Origin of the sequence: uncultured Ralstonia sp., assembly GCA_913056305.1 — a bacterium.
Classification (GTDB): domain Bacteria; phylum Pseudomonadota; class Gammaproteobacteria; order Burkholderiales; family Burkholderiaceae; genus Ralstonia.
Genome location: CAJXMR010000076.1, coordinates 1 through 18,909, shown reverse-complemented (window position 1 = coordinate 18,909; position 18,909 = coordinate 1). Strand labels below are relative to the sequence as shown.

Annotated in this window: 23 protein-coding genes; 12 read left to right on the top strand and 11 right to left on the bottom strand. The window is 66.5% G+C overall.

Features of this window, described 5'->3' with window-relative positions; all coding sequences use genetic code 11:
* The 5 genes from bioA to QZ609_RS13710 all read left to right on the top strand — a co-directional run.
* The coding region (gene bioA / locus QZ609_RS13730) for an adenosylmethionine--8-amino-7-oxononanoate transaminase (RefSeq protein ID WP_295495603.1) at positions 1–1,223 on the top strand (1,223 nt) is incomplete at its 5' end.
* Positions 1,210–2,469 (top strand): 8-amino-7-oxononanoate synthase, encoded by a 1,260-nt coding sequence (gene bioF / locus QZ609_RS13725; protein WP_295495600.1) that lies wholly within the window; start codon positions 1,210–1,212, stop codon positions 2,467–2,469. The genes bioA and bioF, both read left to right, overlap by 14 nt.
* A gap of 1 nt (position 2,470) precedes the next feature.
* On the top strand, positions 2,471–3,172 hold the full coding sequence (bioD, locus tag QZ609_RS13720) for a dethiobiotin synthase (RefSeq protein ID WP_295495597.1): 702 nt from the start codon (positions 2,471–2,473) through the stop codon (positions 3,170–3,172).
* Between the two features lie 62 nt (positions 3,173–3,234).
* Positions 3,235–3,762 carry a hypothetical protein gene (locus QZ609_RS13715; protein WP_295495594.1) on the top strand — a complete coding sequence of 176 codons (528 nt, stop codon included), beginning with the start codon at positions 3,235–3,237 and terminating at the stop codon, positions 3,760–3,762.
* A gap of 159 nt (positions 3,763–3,921) precedes the next feature.
* Positions 3,922–4,446: a hypothetical protein gene (locus QZ609_RS13710; RefSeq protein ID WP_295495591.1), complete on the top strand. Its 525-nt coding sequence runs from the start codon at positions 3,922–3,924 to the stop codon at positions 4,444–4,446.
* Here the strand turns inward: QZ609_RS13710 and QZ609_RS13705 are convergent.
* The 4 genes from QZ609_RS13705 to QZ609_RS13690 form a co-directional block, all read right to left on the bottom strand.
* Positions 4,415–5,290, bottom strand: a complete 876-nt coding sequence (locus QZ609_RS13705) for a DUF817 domain-containing protein (RefSeq protein ID WP_295495588.1) — start codon at positions 5,288–5,290, stop codon at positions 4,415–4,417. The genes QZ609_RS13710 and QZ609_RS13705 overlap by 32 nt on opposite strands.
* Entirely contained in the window at positions 5,291–5,509 is a 219-nt protein-coding gene (locus tag QZ609_RS13700; protein ID WP_295495586.1) for a DUF1653 domain-containing protein, read from the bottom strand.
* Between the two features lie 7 nt (positions 5,510–5,516).
* The gene (locus tag QZ609_RS13695; RefSeq protein ID WP_295495584.1) at positions 5,517–5,864 is read right to left on the bottom strand and encodes a hypothetical protein; all 348 of its coding nucleotides are present in this window, start codon (positions 5,862–5,864) and stop codon (positions 5,517–5,519) included.
* Between the two features lie 69 nt (positions 5,865–5,933).
* Positions 5,934–7,190, bottom strand: a complete 1,257-nt coding sequence (locus QZ609_RS13690; protein WP_295495581.1) for a multidrug effflux MFS transporter — start codon at positions 7,188–7,190, stop codon at positions 5,934–5,936.
* Between the two features lie 111 nt (positions 7,191–7,301).
* Between QZ609_RS13690 and QZ609_RS13685 the strand changes: the two genes are divergently transcribed.
* The 4 genes from QZ609_RS13685 (at position 7,302) to QZ609_RS13670 (ending at position 9,925) form a co-directional block, all read left to right on the top strand.
* Positions 7,302–8,189: a LysR family transcriptional regulator gene (locus QZ609_RS13685; protein WP_295495579.1), complete on the top strand. Its 888-nt coding sequence runs from the start codon at positions 7,302–7,304 to the stop codon at positions 8,187–8,189.
* Between the two features lie 74 nt (positions 8,190–8,263).
* Complete coding sequence (locus QZ609_RS13680) at positions 8,264–8,602, top strand: zinc ribbon domain-containing protein YjdM (RefSeq protein ID WP_295495576.1); 339 nt, start codon at positions 8,264–8,266, stop codon at positions 8,600–8,602.
* Positions 8,603–8,814: 212 nt separating this feature from the next.
* Positions 8,815–9,231, top strand: coding sequence for a hypothetical protein (locus QZ609_RS13675; RefSeq protein ID WP_295495573.1), 417 nt, complete (start codon positions 8,815–8,817; stop codon positions 9,229–9,231).
* Positions 9,232–9,262: 31 nt separating this feature from the next.
* Entirely contained in the window at positions 9,263–9,925 is a 663-nt protein-coding gene (locus tag QZ609_RS13670; protein ID WP_295495572.1) for a hypothetical protein, read from the top strand.
* 47 nt (positions 9,926–9,972) lie between these two features.
* On the opposite strand, the gene QZ609_RS13665 is transcribed toward QZ609_RS13670, so the two are convergent.
* The 4 genes from QZ609_RS13665 to QZ609_RS13650 all read right to left on the bottom strand — a co-directional run bounded on the left by QZ609_RS13665 (position 9,973) and on the right by QZ609_RS13650 (position 13,954).
* The gene (locus QZ609_RS13665) at positions 9,973–11,082 is read right to left on the bottom strand and encodes a dihydrolipoamide acetyltransferase family protein (protein WP_295495569.1); all 1,110 of its coding nucleotides are present in this window, start codon (positions 11,080–11,082) and stop codon (positions 9,973–9,975) included.
* A 4-nt stretch (positions 11,083–11,086) separates the two neighbouring features.
* Positions 11,087–12,067: an alpha-ketoacid dehydrogenase subunit beta gene (locus QZ609_RS13660; protein ID WP_295495566.1), complete on the bottom strand. Its 981-nt coding sequence runs from the start codon at positions 12,065–12,067 to the stop codon at positions 11,087–11,089.
* The gene (gene pdhA / locus QZ609_RS13655; protein WP_295495564.1) at positions 12,060–13,160 is read right to left on the bottom strand and encodes a pyruvate dehydrogenase (acetyl-transferring) E1 component subunit alpha; all 1,101 of its coding nucleotides are present in this window, start codon (positions 13,158–13,160) and stop codon (positions 12,060–12,062) included. The genes QZ609_RS13660 and pdhA overlap by 8 nt, the downstream gene beginning before the upstream one ends.
* A gap of 131 nt (positions 13,161–13,291) precedes the next feature.
* Positions 13,292–13,954 carry a glutathione S-transferase gene (locus QZ609_RS13650; protein ID WP_295495562.1) on the bottom strand — a complete coding sequence of 221 codons (663 nt, stop codon included), beginning with the start codon at positions 13,952–13,954 and terminating at the stop codon, positions 13,292–13,294.
* 328 nt (positions 13,955–14,282) lie between these two features.
* Between QZ609_RS13650 and phaZ the strand changes: the two genes are divergently transcribed.
* Together phaZ and QZ609_RS13640 are read left to right on the top strand one after the other, a co-directional pair.
* Complete coding sequence (phaZ, locus tag QZ609_RS13645; RefSeq protein WP_295495560.1) at positions 14,283–15,602, top strand: polyhydroxyalkanoate depolymerase; 1,320 nt, start codon at positions 14,283–14,285, stop codon at positions 15,600–15,602.
* 119 nt (positions 15,603–15,721) lie between these two features.
* Positions 15,722–15,946: a YdcH family protein gene (locus tag QZ609_RS13640; protein WP_295495558.1), complete on the top strand. Its 225-nt coding sequence runs from the start codon at positions 15,722–15,724 to the stop codon at positions 15,944–15,946.
* On the opposite strand, the gene QZ609_RS13635 is transcribed toward QZ609_RS13640, so the two are convergent.
* Positions 15,907–16,875 carry a LysR substrate-binding domain-containing protein gene (locus QZ609_RS13635; RefSeq protein ID WP_295495555.1) on the bottom strand — a complete coding sequence of 323 codons (969 nt, stop codon included), beginning with the start codon at positions 16,873–16,875 and terminating at the stop codon, positions 15,907–15,909. The genes QZ609_RS13640 and QZ609_RS13635 overlap by 40 nt on opposite strands.
* A gap of 141 nt (positions 16,876–17,016) precedes the next feature.
* On the opposite strand from QZ609_RS13635, the gene QZ609_RS13630 reads away from it, so the two are divergent.
* Positions 17,017–17,712: an NAD(P)H-dependent oxidoreductase gene (locus tag QZ609_RS13630; protein ID WP_295495553.1), complete on the top strand. Its 696-nt coding sequence runs from the start codon at positions 17,017–17,019 to the stop codon at positions 17,710–17,712.
* On the opposite strand, the gene QZ609_RS13625 is transcribed toward QZ609_RS13630, so the two are convergent.
* Both QZ609_RS13625 and QZ609_RS13620 read right to left on the bottom strand, forming a co-directional pair.
* Positions 17,709–18,557: a phosphodiesterase gene (locus QZ609_RS13625; RefSeq protein ID WP_295495550.1), complete on the bottom strand. Its 849-nt coding sequence runs from the start codon at positions 18,555–18,557 to the stop codon at positions 17,709–17,711. The two genes, QZ609_RS13630 and QZ609_RS13625, sit on opposite strands and share 4 nt — an antisense overlap.
* Positions 18,557–18,909, bottom strand: a 353-nt coding sequence (locus QZ609_RS13620; RefSeq protein ID WP_295495549.1) for a TOBE domain-containing protein, incomplete at its 5' end; no start/stop codon positions are given. The genes QZ609_RS13620 and QZ609_RS13625, both read right to left, overlap by 1 nt.

The following is an 18,909-nucleotide window of genomic DNA, read 5'->3' as shown; positions in this document are numbered from 1 at the left end:
GCACCAGCTCGTGGTGGGTCAATCTGTTCGGCCACGCCAATCCGCATATCAACGCCGCGCTCAAGACCCAGCTCGATTCGCTCGAGCACGTCATGCTGGCCGGCGCCACGCACCGCCCGGCGGTGGAGCTGGCCGAACGCCTGATCGACCTGACGGGTGGCGTGCTTGGTCACAGCTTCTTCGGCTCGGACGGCGCCTCGGCGGTGGAGATCGCGCTCAAGATGAGCTTCCACGCCCACCGTAACGCGGGGCAGGGCGCGCGCAGCCGCTTCGTCTGCCTGGAACATGGCTACCACGGTGAAACCCTTGGCGCGCTGGGCGTGACCGACGTGGCGATCTTCCGCGATGCGTATGACCCGCTGATCCTGCAATCGCACCGCGTGCCGTCGCCCGATGCGCGCCTGGCCGCCCCCGGCGAAACCGCCGCCGACGTGGCCGAACGCGCCCTGGCCGCCCTGCGCGATTGCCTGACGGCCAACGCCGGCACCATCGCCGCCGTCATCATCGAGCCGCTGGTGCAGTGCGCCGCCGGCATGGCCATGCACGACGTGAGCTACCTGCGCGGCGTGCGCGCACTGTGCGACGAGTTCGGTGTGCATTGGATTGCCGACGAGATTGCCGTGGGGTGCGGACGCACCGGCACCTTCTTCGCCTGCGAGCAGGCCGGCGTCTGGCCGGATCTGCTGTGCCTGTCCAAGGGCATCAGCGGCGGGTATCTGCCACTGTCGATCGTGCTCTCGCGCGACGCCATCTACGACGCCTTCAATGACGATGCGCCGGTACGCAGCTTCCTGCATTCGCACTCGTACACGGGCAATCCGCTGGCCTGCCGCGCGGCGCTCGCAACGCTGGACCTGTTTGCCGAGGAAGACGTCTTCGCGCGCAACCGCGTGACCGCCGCGCGCATCGCCCAGGGGCTGGCGCCGCTGTCGCACGATGCGCGCTTCGCCCACCTGCGGCAGACCGGCATGATCACCGCGTTCGACGTCCACCCGGAGGTGGCCGGCGCGCGCTTTGCCGAACGCTTTGCGCTGACGGCACGCACGCACGGGCTGCTGCTGCGCCCGATCGGCAACACCGTCTACCTGCTGCCGCCCTACGTGCTGACCGACGAAGAAACCGACACCCTGGTCGAGCGCACGCTGCAGACGCTCGAAGACACGCTCGCCCAAGCCACGCACACACACGATGGGCACGAAGGAGAGAACTATGCGATTGCTTGACGACCTGCGCGCGGGCCTGGACGCCATCGACGCGGCACACCTGCGCCGCGTGCGCCGGACCGCCTACAGCCCGACCGACCGCAGCCAGCGCATCGACGTGCCGGGCGGGCCGTCCAACGAATTGCGCGACATTCTCGGCTTCTGCGGCAACGACTACCTGGGCCTGGCAGCGCATCCCGCCCTGGCACAAGCCGTGGCCGACGGCGCCCGCCAATACGGCTTCGGCAGCGGCGCATCGCACCTGGTCAGCGGCCATTCGATCACCCATGCCCGGCTGGAAGCACGCCTGGCTGCGCTGCAAGCGCCGCACATCCCCGAGGCCGATGCGCTGTTCTTCTGCACCGGCTACATGGCCAACCTGGCCGTGGTGAGCGCCATGGCACAGGCTGGCGGCATCCGCCCGGCGGAAGATTGCACGATCTTCTCCGACACGCTGAACCACGCGTCGCTCATCGACGGCGCGCGGCTGTCGCGGGCACCGGTCAAGGTCTACCCGCACGTCGACCTGGCCGCGCTGGAAGCCCAACTGGCCGCCAGCACGAGCCGCAACAAGCTGATCGTGACCGACGGCGTGTTCAGCATGGACGGCGACATCGCGCCGCTGCCTGCACTGCTGGCGCTGGCCGAGCGCTACGACGCCTGGCTGATCGTCGACGATGCGCACGGCCTGGGTGTGCTCGGCGCGGACGGCGCGGGCGTGCTGTCGCACTTCGGGCTGCGTTCGGAGCGGCTCATCTACGTGGGCACGTTCGGCAAGGCGGCGGGCGGCTCTGGAGCGGCCATCGTGGCGCACCGCATGGTGATCGACTGGCTGATCCAGCGCGCGCGCACCTACATCTTCACGACGGCCACGCCGCCGGCCATCGCCTGCGGTGTGGAGGCCGCGTTGGACCTGATTGCAGGCGAGGAGGGCGCTGAACGCCGTGCGCGCCTGCACCGCCATATCGCCACGTGGAGCGCGCACGCGCAGCGCCTGGCCGCCCGCTTTGGCTGGCAGTGGATGCCGTCGCCCACCGCCATCCAGCCGATCGTGATCGGCGAAAACGCCCCGGCGCTGGCGTTGGCCGCCGCCCTCGAAAGCGAAGGCATCCGTATCGCCGCGATCCGCCCGCCGACGGTGCCGGCGGGTACGGCCCGACTGCGCATCACGCTGTCCGCCGCGCATACCGATGCCGACATCGAGCGGCTGGCGCAGGCGCTGGAAGCCGCCGGCCAATCGCAGCACACGCCCGCCAAGGCTGCCTAACGTGCCCCCGCGCTTTGACTGCTTCGTCACCGGCACCGACACTGAGATCGGCAAGACCCTGGTCAGCGCCGCTTTGCTGACCAAGCTGGCCGCCGCAGGCTACCGCGCCGCCGGTCTCAAGCCGATCGCCGCCGGCACGTTGGTTGGCAACTTCGCCGGAGCGCCCGAGCGCACCAATGAGGACATCGAGCAGTTACGCGCCGCCGCGACCGTCGACCTACCGCTGGAGACGATCTGCCCGTGGCTGCTGGACGCGCCCATGTCGCCGCACCTGGCCGCCGCGCGTGAAGGGGTGACGATCGCGCTGCCGCCGATCTTCGATGCACTCGTTGCAGCCCGGACGCGCGCGGATGCGGTGGTGGTGGAAGGCGTGGGTGGGTTCCGTGTACCGCTTTCGGAGGACTTCGATACGGCAGACATGGCCGTGGCGCTGGGCCTGCCGGTGGTGCTGGTGGTCGGCCTGCGACTGGGCTGCCTGAACCACGCGGCCCTGACGGCTGAGGCCATCGCGGCGCGCGGGCTGCACCTGGCCGGCTGGGTCGGCAACGTGGTCGACCCGCAGATGGCGGGACTGGACGACAACGTCGCCACCCTGCGCCGCTGGATCAAGGCGCCGCACCTCGGTACGATCCCGCGCCTGCCTCGAGCGGACGCGCACGCCGCAGCATCGCACCTGGACATCGCACCATTGCTCGCGCAATAAGAGGCAGCGCGGCGCTACACTGTCCAGCTTCCATATCGATGCGTTGGACGGAAATGGCTGTCATGCGTGCAATGCGTTGGCTGGCGGTCGCCCTGGTGGCCGCCATGATGGCGGGATGCGCGGCACTGGAATCGCCAGTAACCAAGGGCCAGCGGTTGATCGGCGGCGACAAGGCTACCGTGCAAGCCCAGTTCGGCCCGCCGCGCGAGACCTATCCGCTGGACGGCGTCGACGGTGGCACGCGCTGGCTGTATCCGACGCAACCGTACGGCCAGTTCACCTACGCTGCCGATTTCGATACCAGCGGCAAGCTGATCGCCTTCAAGCAGGTGCTGCGCAGCCTCGAATTTGCCCAGGCCAAGGTCGATATCTGGACCCGCGATGACGTGCTGCGCCATTTTGGCAAGCCGGTCGAGACCGCATACTTCCCCCGCATGGACCGACTGGTATGGTCGTACCGTTTCAAGGCGGACGACGTCTGGCCGTCGCTGATGCATTTCTATTTCGACCCCGCCGGCGTGCTGCGCCTGACGCAGATCTCGCCAGACCCGCTGTACGACCCTGACCGGCCGCGTTTCTTCCGCCGCTAGTTGACCCGGCACAAGCGGCTTGTGCGCTCAGGGTTCCTCCCGCATTGCGCGCCATGCGCGGCGACCTAAGCTAGAGGGTAGGAGAGGCAGGTGCTGTCCGGTGCCTGCCGGAGCAACCCGTTACCAGAACAGAACGGGCGCGGAATGTAGGGGGTCATCATGCTGATGCATCGCTGGGTCGACATCGACCCCTTCGAGGCGGAACACCAGCCCCTGTTCGGCATCGCCGGCTGGCTGCCTTGGGTACTGGCCATTGCCGTGGCGGGGCCGACGTGGGTGTTCTGGCAGGGCTTGTCGGTCGATGCGCTGGAGCTCGCCGGCTCGGACCTCTTCAACGCGGATACACCCGGCAGCGGGGCGATCAACCTCACGCTGCTGGTCTACCTGATCTCGACCACCACCGTGCTGGTGCTGGCCACCACGCACGACAGCGCATTCCGCCCGGCCATGCTGGTGCATATGGCGGTGCTGCCGCCGCTGATCGGGCTGATGCTGCTGATGGGCGAGATTCCGGGCGCGCGCCAGACGCTGGTCGACGGCATGGGCGTTGCGCTGTTGATGCTGGCGACGTGCGGCGTCTATCTGCAGTACTCGCGCCGCGTGCGCCTGACGTTCGAGCACCGGGTCTGGGCACCCGGCGAGCACAGCTGGTTCAAGCGTCGCCAACGGGCCGCGGCGGGTTGACCAGCGTCACCATCACGTAGCTCATGATGGTCAGCAGGAACCACGCGCCCAGCTTGCTGATCGACACCAGTTCCCACCCCTGCATCTGGTTCGGATAGAGCCAGGTGCGCGTGAACGTGCCGATGTTTTCCGCCAGCCAGATGAACAGCGCGATCAGCGTGAAGCCGAGCAGGAAGGGCATACGCCGGTGCACGCGATCGATGCGGTAGTGCACCCAGCAGCGGCGGAACGCGATCGCCACGCCCAGCATCAGCACGTAGCGCAAATCCCACCAATAGTGGTGCAGGAAGAAGTTGACGTAGATACCGACCGACAGCGCCGCCGTCACTGCCAGCGGCGGATGGTGCGAGAAGCGCAGGTCGAACTCCCGCCACGCCCGCGCGATATAGCTGCCGACCGACGCATACATGAAGCCCGTGAACAGCGGCACGCCGCCAATGCGCAGCACCGAGGCCTCCGGGTAGATCCACGAGCCCACCGCCGTCTTGAACACCTCCATGCCCGTGCCGGCCACGTGGAACATGAGGATCACCTTGGCCTCGTCCCACGTCTCCAGCTTCAGCCACAGCAGGGCGATCTGGATCAGCACGGCGGCGATCGTCAGCGCGTCATAGCGGGCGATGGGCGCATCGGCCGGATACCACGCGTGCGACGCGAGGATCAGCGCGACCATCAGCCCACCAAACAGGCACGCCCACGCCTGCTTGATGCCGAACACGACAAACTGGTGCAGCCCGGCGGCCAACCGGCCGTGCCGCGCGGCCCAGGCGCCGGTCAGGGTGCGCCAGCGCGTGTAGCGCCCGCGCAGCCCGGCGCGCAGCGATGCTCCGGTGCCGGACGGCATTCAGTCGAGCGGGGCGAAGCGCGGGACCTGGCGGCCGTCGACGTCCACCAACTCGTGGAACATCGTCGACGGGCGCGTCCAGATGGTGCCGTTGGCGGCACGGTAGACCGTCATCTTGACGGTGGGATCGGGTTCGTACGTGGCCTCGCACAGCCATTCGTACTCGCCGCCCTTGTAGTGGCGGTAGCGGCGCGCCGGCGCGTTCTTGTTGTTGTCCATCGCCGGGTCAGTGCTGGGTGGGCTTGTCTTCCTCGTCCACGTACGGCACGTGCTTGCCCTCTTGCGTCTGGGCGCCGAGCTTGGCGTTCTCCATGGCGTCTTGATACGCCAGCATGGCGGCGGCCACGGCCTCGGGCTCGCCGTTGAAGGAGATCACGCTCTCGCCGCAGTTCGGGCATTCGCCGCCAAAGATGGCGTGGATGCCCGGCATGTCGCGTGGCTCCATCCCTTCGAATTCGGTAAAGGCGGTCTGACAGGCGCCGCAGACCAGCTTTTCCGGACGCAGCGCGTCCAACCGTGAATGCGCTTGGGAAATGCGTTCGGCCTGCGTGCCGCGTCGTTTGGCTTCGCCCATGGTGTCCTTCCTGCGTTCAGATTAATTGAAGGCAGGATCATACCGAACGGCGCGACGGTCAAGGCGCGATCAGTGCGAAGGGCAGGCCGCCGCACCCACCGCCTCGGCCTGGCGCGCCAGGCGCAGGCTCAGCGGAAACGCCACGCAGCCGAAGGCGGCCACGCACGCCACGAACGCCGCCAGCGCGGAAACCGTGCTGGGTAGCGCCGCCACGGTAGCGATCGCCGCTGCCCCAGCCGCGAGGTGCAGCGCCCCCATCAGACCCGAGGCCGCACCCGCCGTAGCCGGAAAGCTCGTCACCCCGCCCGCAAACGATAGCGGCACCAGGAAGCCGTTGGCCAGCGTGATGATGGAGGCGGCAAAGATCACCGGCCACGGCGTGTTCACGCCAGCCAGCGCCACACCCACCAGGCACACCGCGCCGAGCGCGAAGAATGCATAGCCGACGCCGAGCAGCCGGTCCAGCGCGTAGCGCCCCGCAAAATGCCGCGACACCAGGTTGCTGCAGATATACGTGACTGACAGGCTGATGTAGCACGTGCTGGCCGCCTTCGGCCCCAGCCCCATGTGATCGAGGATCACCGGCGAGGCCGCGAGGTAGCCAAGATACGCGGCATAGGCGACGCAGAGGTTAAGGGCGTACGTCCAGAACCGCGGCTGGCCCAGCAGCATCGGGTAGTTGCGGAAGGTCGCGGACGCGCTGCGCTGCCGGCGGGCCTGGGGAAGGGTCTCCGGAATGTAGACCAGCATCAGCACCACGGCCGCGACGCCGAGCACGGCCGTCAGCAGGAAGGGCGCGCGCCACGACACGCAGTCGGTCAGATAGCCGCCCACCAGCGGCGCCAGCGCGGGCGACGCGCCGACGATCGGCATGATGGTCGTGAAGATGCGCGCGGCCCGCTTGGCGTCGAAAATGTCCCCGATGATGGCGCGGCCGATCACCATGCCGGCCCCGGCGCCCAACGCCTGGAACACGCGCGCCAGCCCGAACAGCGCCACGTTGGGCGCCAGCGCACAGCCGATCGAGGCCAGCGCGTAGACCGTCATGCCGCCGATCACCAGCCGCCGGCGTCCATAGGTGTCAGACAGCGCACCGTACAGCGCCTGCGCCACCGCCAGCCCGATCACGTACACGCTGAAGGTCTGCTGCAAGGCGGTGATGGGCGTATCCAGCGCGCGGGCGGCGAGCGGCATGCCCGGCAGGTTGATGTCGGAGGCGAGCAGGCCGGAGGCGCTCAACAAGACGAGCGTGGTCAGCAAGATGCCCTGGGGAATGGTCAGGTTTGGCCGGTTTGGCCGGTTTGCCTGGTCGGTGACAGTGTCCATTTCAAGTCCTTTCGCAAGCGGTGCGATATGGCGATGCACCCACTCTATGGGTGGACATATAATGCTGTCCAAGACTTAATTTGGCAGACTTGATGCGAAAAAGGACTTGATATGGAGCTGCAGCAACTCCGGTACTTCGTCGCCGTGGCGGAAACGGAAAACGTTGGCCGCGCCGCGGAGCGGTTGCACATCTCCCAATCGCCGCTGTCGCGCCAGATCCGCCAGCTGGAGGATCACCTCGGGCTGCAGCTGTTCGAGCGCGTCAAGCAGCGCGTGCGCCTGACCACGTCCGGCCGCGACTTCCTCGAGCACGCCCGCAACCTGCTCGCCCAGGCCGAGCGGGTGGAAGAGCAGGCGCGCCAGGCGGGCAGGGGAGAAGCGTGCACCCTCGGCATCGGCTACTGCGAGGGCGTGATCCACAGCGGGCGACTGCCGGTCGCCCTGCGCCAGTTTCGGGCGGCGTATCCGCGCGTGAACCTGAAGCTGTCGGTGATGCGCTCGAGCGAACAGGCGGAGGCGCTGGAGCGTTCCGCGATCGACGTGGGCTTTGTCTACAACCCGCCGAAATCAGCCGACGACACCCTGGCCAGCCGCGTGCTGACGCGCGAGCCCTTTGTGCTGGTGGTCGCCGAAGACCATCCGCTGGCGGCGCAGCCCGCCGTGACGCCGCGAGACCTGGACGGCCTGCCATGGATCGCGTTTCCCAAGGCGCTTTTCCCGGCGGGGCGCATGCGGCTGCTGGAAGCATGCGCGGCATGCAGCTTCCAGCCCGATATCCAGTTTGAGGCGCCGCAGATTTCGATCATCCTCGGGCTGGTCAGCGCCGGATTGGGCGTGGCCGTGATGCAGTCGAGCATTCAGCGCTTGAACCCGCCCGGCGTGGTGTTCAAGCGCATCGATTGGCTGCCGCTGACGGTGGAGGTCCACCTGCTGTGGCGGGCGCAGGCGCAGAGTGCGGCGCTGTGCAACTTCATGGAAATGCTGCCGTCGCCGGCGTGACAGCCGTCAACCCATTCCAGGCACCGCGGCTGCTATAGTACGGCCCCCATTTGCCGCCCTAGATGCGACCCGCCATGTCCACGATCCCCGCCTGCCCGCAATGCGCTTCAGAAAATACCTACCAGGATGGCGAGCTCTATATCTGCCCGGATTGCGCGCATGAATGGAGCACGTCGGCGCCCGAAGAAGAGGTGGAAGCCGAAGCCGTCATCAAAGACGCCAACGGCAACCCGCTGAGCACCGGCGATTCAGCCACCTTGATCAAGGACCTGAAGCTCAAGGGCAGCTCGGGCACGCTCAAGGCTGGCACCAAGGTCAAGAACATCCGCCTGGTCTCGGGCGACCATCCGATCGATTGCAAGATCGATGGGGTGAGCTATCTGCTCAAGCCGGAGTTTTTGAAGAAGGCGTAAGCGATGCATGCCGAGGCCTTTGGCCTGGCATTTATAATATTTAACATAATGCAAATTATACGGAAATAAGATGCCAAATCAGGGTTAGCCCACAAGCCACAGCCTCGCCGGTCCTGAGCCATCAAGCCGCCGCCAGCTCGATGTCCTTGATCCGAAAAAGCGACGACGGAAGCATGTTACTGTCACGCCACAAACAATCCCGAGATGCGGACATGCACAAACTCCTACCGCTCCTGCTCAGTATCGCCATCCCTGCGGCAACGGCGCAGAGCATCAATCGATGCAAGATTGACGGGAAAACGGTCTACACCGATCTGGCCTGCGGCGCATCACTGGAGAGCAGCATCAAGCGCGCCGAGCCGGCCCCGCCGCGCACGATCTCAGCGGCGGATAGCCAGGATCAGCAGCTCGCGCGTCAGTACGACCAACGCATGGCCCAGCGAGATCGCGACCAGTCAGACGAACGGTTTGCTCTGCAGCAACAGACGATCGCGACGAACAGCGAGTGCAGCCGGTTACGAAATCAGCGAAGCAGCATCCAGCGGCAACCCGCGTCGGCCCAGCAATCGGAGTACTGGCGAAGCGAGATGCGGCGCACCGCAGATCGAATGAACCAGCTTCATTGCTGACGGACGGAAATTCTGTCTCCTAGGCATTCAGATGAAAAACACGCTCGCTGCGCTGTCGGTACTGCTTTTGTTGAATGGGAACGTCAATGCGGGAGCCCTATCCGCCAACGATCTGGCGGCCGCCAAAAGGGAATTCCGATCCGCCTTGAAGGATGAGTCCGATGAAGGCTACCAACTCAATGAGCGGTTGTCCGGCTGCGATTATGATCTTTGCGAGAATCTGACGCCGCGGCGTGCCAGATTTGAGCGGGTTATCAGCAGCCAAGACTCTCAGATCCTCAGAACAAGAGAATACGATTGCGAGGCCCAAAATGCTCGCACCTTGGGGTGGCGTTGCTATGGCCCACTTGTATCGGGTAACGTCACCAAATCGAATAATGGATGGTTTTTATTGTCGAAAATTGTTGGATCAACAACTTCACCTGTTGATGACGAAACTATTTTAGATATTTTCAACTACGCCAGCTCAACGTGTCTGCTCGAGCAGACAAAAAAACTTGCAACCGGCGGAATACCTGGTTACTGGAAAGAAAACAGCTTTCACTTCCGCATCTCACGCATCACGTCAACAAGCGAGGGATACCAGGTTGATTTCCCAGCTCCGTTCCGGGACGTCATCATAGACATCAGGCGCCGGCCCTCCCCCGCTGAATGCAAATTCGAATTGATTCAAGTCGGCGGTCGTGTTTATTGACCTTCTGACCGGGATCGCTCAGAAGACGTGTCACGCAAGCGCCCACGCTACCCAGCCGCTTCCAAATCCCCAATCACCGCCGCCAGAAACCGAGCCGCTTCACCGCCAGTCACCACCCGGTGGTCAAACGTCAGGCTCAACGGCAGCACGCGATGCACCGCCGGTTTGCCATCGGCGGCCACCACCTGCTCATGGATTCGGCCCGCGCCCAGGATCGCCACCGTGGGCGGCACGACGATCGGCGCGGCGTACTTGCCGGCGATCATGCCGAAGTTCGATAGCGTGATCGTATTGCCGCGCATTTCCTCCGGCGGGATCTTGCGGGCCTTGATGTCGGCGCGCATGCGGTCGAGACCGGCGCGCAGGTCCGCCGCATCGCGGTGTGCCACGTTGCGCAGCACCGGCACGAACAAGCCGTCCTGCAAGTCCACGGCGATGCCCAGGTCGATCTTTTCCAGCACGTGACGCCGCCCGGCGTGGCCATCAAACCAGGCGTTCAACCCGGGCTCGGCGCGGCAGCCGGCCACCAGCGCGCGGATCAGGCGGATGGTCACATCGGTGCCGGGCGCCCATGCCTGGATGTCCGCATCATCAATGACGGTAGCCGCCGCGACCTCGCTTTGCGCACGCGCCATGTTCAGCGCCATGGCGCGCCGCACGCCGCGCAAGACCTCGGGCGGCCCGAGTTCGGAAAATACCTTGGCGACGCGCTCGACGTCCGCCGTCGTGACCACGCCATCCGGCCCGGACGGCGTCACCATCGACAGATCGACATCGAGCTTGCGCGCCAGCGCCCGCACGGCAGGCGTGGCCTTGATCGCGGCGGCGCCTGCGCCTGTGCCCAGCGCTGCCGGCGCCTCCCGCACCACATGCTGCCCAGCGGGCATCTGGCCGACCACCGTGCCAGCATCCGCGTCATCACCGCCGCCTTCAAACGCGACCAGCGGCGCCCCCAGGTGCACCAGATCGCCCGGCTGACCAAACAGCTTCACGATGCGCCCCGACTGCGGCGACGGAATCTCCACGATCGCCTTGGCGGTCTCGACCGACACCAGCGGCTGATCCGCCTGGATGGTGTCGCCGGCCTGCACGTGCCACTGCACGATCTCCGCCTCTTGCAGCCCTTCCCCCAGATCCGGCAATTTGAAGACGATCATGATCTCAGCCGGCCTCCAGTGTCTTCCTGACCGCGGCGACGATGCGCTCGACGCTGGGCAGGTATTGGTGTTCGAGCCTGGGCAACGGCATCACCACGTCGTAGCCCGTCACGCGTTGCACGGGGGCGAGCAGCGAGTACAGCCCGTGCTCGGCGATGTTGGCGGCAATCTCCGCGCCAAAGCCCGAGGTGCGCGCCGCCTCGTGCACGATCACGCAGCGCCCGGTCTTGGCCACCGAGGCGAGGATGGTCTCCATGTCCAGCGGCTTGAGCGTCGCCACGTCAATCACTTCGGCCAGTACGCCTTCCTGCGCGAGTTGATCCGCGGCGGCCTGCACTTCCTGCAGCGCCCCGCCCCAGCTCACCAGCGTCACGTCGGTGCCGTCGCGCAGCGTGAAGCAGGTGTCGAGCGGCAGCGCCTCGCCGGTGTCGTCCACCGGCTGGCGAAACACGCGGTACAGGCGCGTCGGCTCGAAGAAAATCACGGGATCGGGATCGCGGATGGCCGCGAGCAGCAAGCCATACGCACGCGCCGGCGACGAGGGCACCACGACGCGCAACCCCGGGATATGCGTGAACAGCGCTTCCGGGCTTTCCGAATGGTGTTCCGGCGCGTGGATGCCGCCGCCGCACGGTGAGCGGATCACCATCGGGCACGATAGCCGCCCGCGCGTGCGATGCCGCAGCCGCGCCGCGTGGTTGAGCACGTGGTCGATGGCCGGGTAGATGAAGCCGCTGAACTGAATCTCGACCACCGGCTTGAGCCCGACGGCCGCCATGCCGATGGCCGTGCCAGCCAGCGCCGCTTCCGCCAGCGGGGAGTCGATCACCCGCTGCGCGCCAAAGCGCGCCTGCAGGCCGACCGTGGCGCGAAACACGCCCCCGTTCACACCGATGTCCTCGCCCAGCAGGACCACCGACGGGTCGTGCTCCAGTTCAAACGCCAGCGCCAGGTTGACGGCTTCCACCAGATTGACGTCAGCCATGGTTGTCTCCGTCTTTCTTTCCCTTTTCCGGAGCAAAGGCAAGCGCCATCGCCAATTGGGCCTCCAGTGCGCGCGGCAGCGTTGCATATAAGTGATCGAACATCGCCGTCGTCCCGGGGTGCTCAACCGCGAGATACGTCGCCACGGCCTCTTCCACCTGCGCGTAGCACGCGCGGCCGAGCTGCTCTTCCTGCGCCTTGTCCCAAACGTTCAGGCTGGTCAGGTACTTGCGCAGGCGCAGGATTGGCTCGGCGTTCCAGGCCTGCTTGACGATGTCGGAGTCGCGATAGCGCGTGGCGTCGTCGGCCGTGGTGTGGTCGCCCAGGCGGTAGGTGAGCGCTTCGATCAGCGTCGGGCCCTCGCCTGCCCTCGCCTTGTCGAGCGCCTCTTGCGTGGCCTGGCGCACGGCGATGACGTCGTTGCCGTCGACCTGCCGGCCGGTGATGCCGGCAGCAATCGCCTTCTGCGCCAGCGTCTGCGCCGCGGTCTGGCGGCTGCGCGGCACCGAGATCGCCCATTGGTTGTTGTTGATGACCAGCACCAGCGGCGCTTTCCACGCGCCAGCGAGATTCATCCCTTCGTAGAAATCGCCCTTGGAGGTGCCGCCGTCGCCGAAGATCGCCACCGCCACACGCGGCTCTCCGCGCAACTGGAACGCGTAGGCCGCGCCCGCCGCATGGCAGACCTGTGTGCCGATCGGCACGCAATTCGGGAAGTCGCTCGGCACTGCAGCAAAGTGGCTGCCGCGTTCGTCGCCGCCCCAGTACAGCAAGCTCTCCGCCATGCTGACGCCGCGCAGCAATTGCGCCGCGTGGTCGCGGTAGGACGGGAAGAACATGTCTTCCGCACGCATGGCGCTGGCCACGCCCACGCCGACGGCCTCCTGCCCGACGGACGAGGCAAAGGTGCCGAGCTTGCCGGTGCGCTGCAGTGCGATGGCCTTGGTGTCGAAGGCGCGCGTGAGCACCATGGCGCGGTAGAGCGCGAGCAGGGTGTCGGTGTTCTGGGCAAACGCTGGCAATGGCTGGACGGGCGAGCCCTCGGCGTCCAGGTATTGCGTGTAGTCGATCTGAAAGCTGCCGACCGTGGTCATGACTGCAGCCCCCTCTTCTTTTCGGTATGGGTGCGCGCAGCGTTACCCGCTGGCGCCTAGTTCAACACTAGACGCTCCACGAGCGAAAACAAGTCGGGCGTAGCCCTGCCCTCCTTTCAGGTGTGCAGCGCTCAGAACTCCACATCCAGCTCGTCGATCTCCTCGGTCTCTGCCTGCGCCGCCTCCATCCACTCCATCACGAACGGATGTTTGAGCACGGTCGCGCAGTAGGCGGCGATGTCTGGGTCGAGCTTGACGTCATACGTGAGAAAACGCGTGACCACCGGCGCGTACATGGCATCGACCATGGTGATGGACTCCCCGAACAGCCACGGCCCGCCGTATTGCAGCAAGCATTCGCGCCAGATGGCGACGATGCGCTCGATGTCATCCTGCGCGCGCGCCCACACGCGAAAATCCGGGAAGTGCGCGCGCAGGTTCATTGGCAGGGCCGAGCGCAGTGCACTGAAGCCGGAATGCATTTCGCCGCAAACCGCGCGGCAGTGCGCGCGGGCAGCATGGTCGGCGGGCAGCAGGTGCGCCTGCGGGCAGGTTTCGTTCAGATATTCGGCAATCGCCAGCGTGTCCCACACCTTGATGCCCTCGTGCCGCAGGCAAGGCACGAGGATGGACGGCGAGAGCAACAGCAGTTCTGCGCGCGCGGCCGCATCATCGACCGACACGGCCACGGTCTCGAACTCGAGGCCGGCCAGTTTCACCAGCAGCCATCCGCGAAACGACCACGACGAGTAGTTGCGGCTGCTGATCGTCAGAGTGGTGGAGGTCTTGACCATGCTGGTCTCCGTTGCATGCCTGGGCATGTGCTGGTGGTGCCGGTGGGCGTTCGGCACGCACCAATTCGGGCGTCATGCACCGAAACGCGTCGCGCGCACCGTTGCCCGGCATGACGCGGTTCCAGCGCAGCCTTCTGCCCGCCCATGGAACCAGGTTTGCTGTATCGCACTGGCATCGGCCCTGCCGCCTACACTGCCATGTACAAGGCTGTGCGACGACGTTTTCATGATGGTCGATTCGCAAACACCATGCCAGTGCGTCCGCGTCTGGCATATGACTTGCCTTGATGGGAAGAGCGCAGCTGCCGGCCCCGTGCCACCGACGTCTATGAATCTGTTCGCCTACCCCGCCTACCAGGCGATGACGGAGCTGATGCGACCGTGGCGAGGCGCTGCATCCATGACGCGCGCAGCGATCGCGGCGTGCCCCGCCATCGCCGAGAACCCGCAGGGGCGCTACGTCGATGCATGCTGCGAACTGATCCAGCTGGCCGGCCTGTCGCACCACCGGCCGCCGTTCGACATTCCCGACGTGCAATGCGGCGACGAAACCGTGGCGGTGACCGAAGCGGTGGCGATGGACACGCCCTTCGGCGCCCTGCTCCATTTCCGCAAGGACGTGCCGGTGCCGCAGCCGCGCGTACTGCTTGTGGCGCCGATGTCCGGACACTTCGCCACGCTCCTGCGCGGCACCGTACGCACCATGCTGGCCGATCACGACGTATACGTTACCGACTGGCACAACCCGCGCGACATTCCGCTCTCGGCAGGCCGCTTCGGCTTTGCCGAATACGTCGAGCACGTGATCGCCTTCCTGCGCTGCATCGGCCCCGACGCGCACCTGGTGGCGATCTGCCAGCCCACCGTCGCGTCGCTCGCTGCCGTGGCATTGATGGCCGCGGATCACGACCCGGCCCAGCCCGCCACCATGACGCTGATGGCCGGCCCCATCGATTGCCGCGTCAACCCGACCAAGGTCAACGACCTGGCCAACAGCCGCCCGATCGAATGGTTCGAGCAGAACCTGATCAGCGTGGTGCCGGCCGGTTTTCCGGGCGCGCAACGGCGCGTGTATCCGGGGTTCGTCCAGCTGTGCGCGTTCATGTCGATGAACCTGGACCGTCACGCCGCCTCGTTCTCCGACATGCACCACGAGCGCGCCAAGGGCGAAGCGGCCAAGGCCGAGGCCATCCGCGTGTTCTACGAGGAATATTTCGCCACCAGCGACCTGACCGCCGAGTTCTATCTGGAGACCGTGCAGACCGTGTTCCAGGACTACGCGCTGCCGCTGGGCAAGCTGAAGGTCGGCGACCGGCTGGTCGAGCCGCGCGCGATCCGGCACACGGCGCTGCTGACCATCGAGGGGGAGAAGGATGACATCTGCTCGGTCGGCCAGACCGTGGCAGCGCAAGAGCTGTGCGCGGGCCTGCGTCCCTACATGAAGACCCATCACGTGCAGACCGGCGTCGGCCACTATGGCGTGTTCAACGGCCGCCGCTGGGAGACGCAGATCTACCCGCTGGTGCGCGCCACCATCCACGATCACGAACCGCGCGAGCGCTGCCTCGCCCCGGCAGCGCAATCGGGCGGCGGCGAGCAGGTCAGCCTGCGCACCTGGCTCGATACCGAACCGGAAGCGGCGGACTGAGCGCGCACCCGGTAGCACTTCTTGACGTCGGCGTAACGCTAATCAAAAAAGGCGCGAAACCTCAGCGGGATAATGAATTGACGGCATGTGCCGCATCCCCGCCCTTCAAGGAGTCATCGATGTTTCCCGAATACCGCGACCGCATCTCGCAGCTCAAGACCGAAGACGCCCACTTCGCCAAGCTGTTCCACCGCCACAACGAGCTGGACCAGGAAATCAAGAACATGGAAGCCGGCATCACGCCTGCGGCCAATACCGTCATCGAAGGCTTGAAGCGCGAGAAGCTGCACCTGAAGGACCAGCTCTACGCCATCCTGCGCGCGGCTGAATCGCCGGCAGCCTGAACAGCGGGTTCTGACGGCTGCGTCGCCTCCGCCTGCTGGCACTGACGCAGCCAGTTCCACACCGCCAGCACGCCCGCTTCCCCCATCCGCCGCTCCGGCACCAGCGCCCAGAACGCGTACCGGCTCAGAATCGGCCCATCGAACGGCTGAACCAGCGTGCCGGCCTCCAACGCATCGCGCACCAGTGGCAGGTTCGCCAGGATGACGCCCTGGCCGGCCAGCGCTGCGCTGACCGCATGCCCGTCGTCGGAGAGCACCACGCCGGCCTCCGTCATCAACGGGTGGTCCAGCCCAGCGGCGCGCGCCCACTGTGGCCAGCCGATCGGCTGCGGCAGCGTGCGTTGCCAGTCGGAATGGATCAGCGTGGCGCGTGCGAGGTCTGCGGGCGTATGGAGGTTCAGACCCGGATGGCAGACCGGTGCGTAGGCGTCCGCAAACAACCGCTGAGCCACAAGGCCGGTGCCGCTGGCGGGCAACTCGCCGTAACGCACGGCCAGATCGGCGCTGCCGCTGTGAAGATCGACTACGGTGTCCGACGCATGAATGCGCAGATCGATGTGCGGATGCTGCGTGGCGAAGTCCCCCAGCCGGGGCACCAGCCAGCGGGCCGCCAGCCCGATCGGCGCCGTGAGCGTGACGCGCTGGCGTTGCGGTGTCGGGTCCGGCGCCCGGATGGCATCGATCACCTGCGCAAACGCGTTGAATCCCGTATTGAGCACCGGGTACAACCGCTCGCCAGCCGCCGACAGGCGCAACGCGCGCACCTGCCGCTCGAACAGCGTCACCCCCAGCGCATCTTCCAGGCGGCGGATCTGGTGGCTGATGGCCGTGGGCGTGACGGACAGCTCGTCCGCCGCACGACGCATGCTGAGGTGGCGCGCAGTGGCCTCGAAGGCCCGCAGCGCGCTCAGGGACGGGAGTTTTCGCATGCGCGGATTGTGTCACGCGCGCCTTGCCCCCATCGGCGGCATGGATGAATCCATGTCATCCATGGTGCGCAAAACATGTCGTTTGTCGCGGTGCCGCGCGGTTCGTAGAGTGGCCACACCTTCACTCACAACGGATTCGACATGGTTGCCACCCGCCTGCTGCACCTGGATGCCAGCGCCCGCCCGGGGCGCTCCGACACGGCCCGCCATGGCTCGCACACGCGTCGACTCTCGGCGCGCTTCGTGGAGCGCTGGCTCGAACGTGAGCCCGCTGCGCAGGTCGTCTACCGCGATGTCGGCGCCGCCCCGCCCTCGCCCGTCGACGGCCGCTGGGTGCACGCCGCCTTCACGCCGCCGGCGCAGCGCGAACCGTGGATGCACGAAGCCCTGGCCCAAAGCGATGCGCTGATCGACGAGCTGCTCGCCGCCGACGTCATCGTGGCCGGCGTGCCAATGTACAACTTCGGCATGCCGGCGCAGTTCAAGGCCTACATCGACAACATCGTGCGCGTGGGCCGCACCTTCGGCTTCGACCGCAGCCGCGCCGGCGAGCCCTACTGGCCGCTGCTGGCCGGCATGGGCAAGCGCTTGGTCATCCTCAGCTCGCGCGGGGATTTCGGCTACGGCTGCGGCCAGCGCATCGCGCACCTGAACCACGTCGAAGGCGGCGTCGCCACAGCGTTCGGCTATATCGGCATCACCGACATGGCATCGGTCGCCATCGAGTACGACGAATTTGCGGATGAACGCCTGAAGGCCTCGATTGCCGCTGCGGAAGACGGCATCGACGCGCTGGTCGATCGTATGACGGTGGGTGCAGCCGTTGAAGCGCTTTAGTCGATCAAACGGCCATCCGGCTCGAAGAACGGGTGCGGGCCATCGAACGCGCCCACATGGGCAAGATGACTCACCAGGCCCTGGCCCGGCACCCAGGCGTGCACCTTGTAGGCGGGCGGCTCCATCACGAAGCCCGGCTCGCCGTCCGGATCGAGGTCCAGCGCCACCTGGTGCGCGGGCGACGGGCACGTCGATGCGACCGTGCCCGCAAAGCGCACGTCGATGGAACGATGCAGATGGCCGCAGATGATCCGCTCGACGTTGCCGGCGGCACGCACGATCTGCGCGAGGGGCGGAATGTCGTCTTCCGCCAGCGACTGCACATCCATATGGCCGATGCCGGTGGCAAACGGCGGGTGGTGCATGGCGATGACGACCGGCCGCCCGGTTTCCGCCGCCAGTGCATCCTCCAGCCAGTCCAGGCGCGCCACGCCCAGGCGCCCGCCGGGGTGGCCGGTGTCGAGCGTATCGAGCACGATCAGGCGCACGTCGCCGATGTCGGTCCAGTACTGGAAGGCGTGCGGGTCTTGCGCGGCAGCGGGAATCGGGGCGAGCCAGTCGGCAAAGGCCTCGCGCGCGGCGTCACGCCCGTCATGGTTGCCGAGCACCGGCAGCATGCGAATGCCCGCGGCATCTAGCGGTGCCAGCACGGTGCGCAGGTGCGCGTATTCCTCCGGCGCGCCGGCATCGACCAGATCGCCGGTCAGCACGATGGCCTCGGGCCGATCGGGTTGCGCGAGGATATGCGCCACGCAGCGTGCCAGGTAGGCGGCGGAATCCACGCGCCGGTAAGCCAGGCGCCCGGGCCGCTTGATATGGAGGTCGGTGATTTGCAGGAAATGCATCAGGCTTGCAAGGTCAGGAGGCGGTCAGCCGGAATGTCGAAGCCAACCGCATGGCCCGGCGCGAAGTGCTGGCGACCGGGCACATCGATGAAGAGCGGCGTGGCCGAGACGCCCGCCACGCGCACGCGGGTGCGGAAGCCGAGAAAGACCGCCGATTCGACCGTGCCCTTGAGCGCGGCCTGGGCCGGATCGGCCAGCACAGCGTCTTCCGGGCGGAAGAACACGGCATCACCCTCACCAGCCGCCACGGCCACACGGCCACCGGCGCAGACGAACGCCCCGTCCTGCCGCGCACCATCGAGCCGGTTCATGATGCCGATGAAATCCGCCACGTGCCGGTTGGCCGGCTGGA

What these genes read in the sequence shown, in the direction of transcription:
- QZ609_RS13635 (WP_295495555.1), bottom strand. Translation starts at nt 16,875, where the DNA reads ATGCGAAAACTCCCGTCCCTGAGCGCGCTGCGGGCCTTCGAGGCCACT.
- QZ609_RS13675 (WP_295495573.1), top strand. Translation starts at nt 8,815, where the DNA reads ATGCACAAACTCCTACCGCTCCTGCTCAGTATCGCCATCCCTGCGGCA.
- QZ609_RS13715 (WP_295495594.1), top strand. Translation starts at nt 3,235, where the DNA reads ATGCGTGCAATGCGTTGGCTGGCGGTCGCCCTGGTGGCCGCCATGATG.
- QZ609_RS13625 (WP_295495550.1), bottom strand. Translation starts at nt 18,557, where the DNA reads ATGCATTTCCTGCAAATCACCGACCTCCATATCAAGCGGCCCGGGCGC.
- QZ609_RS13705 (WP_295495588.1), bottom strand. Translation starts at nt 5,290, where the DNA reads ATGCCGTCCGGCACCGGAGCATCGCTGCGCGCCGGGCTGCGCGGGCGC.
- QZ609_RS13650 (WP_295495562.1), bottom strand. Translation starts at nt 13,954, where the DNA reads ATGGTCAAGACCTCCACCACTCTGACGATCAGCAGCCGCAACTACTCG.
- QZ609_RS13695 (WP_295495584.1), bottom strand. Translation starts at nt 5,864, where the DNA reads ATGGGCGAAGCCAAACGACGCGGCACGCAGGCCGAACGCATTTCCCAA.
- QZ609_RS13690 (WP_295495581.1), bottom strand. Translation starts at nt 7,190, where the DNA reads ATGGACACTGTCACCGACCAGGCAAACCGGCCAAACCGGCCAAACCTG.
- phaZ (WP_295495560.1), top strand. Translation starts at nt 14,283, where the DNA reads ATGAATCTGTTCGCCTACCCCGCCTACCAGGCGATGACGGAGCTGATG.
- QZ609_RS13680 (WP_295495576.1), top strand. Translation starts at nt 8,264, where the DNA reads ATGTCCACGATCCCCGCCTGCCCGCAATGCGCTTCAGAAAATACCTAC.
- QZ609_RS13685 (WP_295495579.1), top strand. Translation starts at nt 7,302, where the DNA reads ATGGAGCTGCAGCAACTCCGGTACTTCGTCGCCGTGGCGGAAACGGAA.
- QZ609_RS13630 (WP_295495553.1), top strand. Translation starts at nt 17,017, where the DNA reads ATGGTTGCCACCCGCCTGCTGCACCTGGATGCCAGCGCCCGCCCGGGG.
- QZ609_RS13640 (WP_295495558.1), top strand. Translation starts at nt 15,722, where the DNA reads ATGTTTCCCGAATACCGCGACCGCATCTCGCAGCTCAAGACCGAAGAC.
- pdhA (WP_295495564.1), bottom strand. Translation starts at nt 13,160, where the DNA reads ATGACCACGGTCGGCAGCTTTCAGATCGACTACACGCAATACCTGGAC.
- QZ609_RS13710 (WP_295495591.1), top strand. Translation starts at nt 3,922, where the DNA reads ATGCTGATGCATCGCTGGGTCGACATCGACCCCTTCGAGGCGGAACAC.
- bioF (WP_295495600.1), top strand. Translation starts at nt 1,210, where the DNA reads ATGCGATTGCTTGACGACCTGCGCGCGGGCCTGGACGCCATCGACGCG.
- QZ609_RS13665 (WP_295495569.1), bottom strand. Translation starts at nt 11,082, where the DNA reads ATGATCGTCTTCAAATTGCCGGATCTGGGGGAAGGGCTGCAAGAGGCG.
- QZ609_RS13660 (WP_295495566.1), bottom strand. Translation starts at nt 12,067, where the DNA reads ATGGCTGACGTCAATCTGGTGGAAGCCGTCAACCTGGCGCTGGCGTTT.
- QZ609_RS13670 (WP_295495572.1), top strand. Translation starts at nt 9,263, where the DNA reads ATGAAAAACACGCTCGCTGCGCTGTCGGTACTGCTTTTGTTGAATGGG.
- QZ609_RS13700 (WP_295495586.1), bottom strand. Translation starts at nt 5,509, where the DNA reads ATGGACAACAACAAGAACGCGCCGGCGCGCCGCTACCGCCACTACAAG.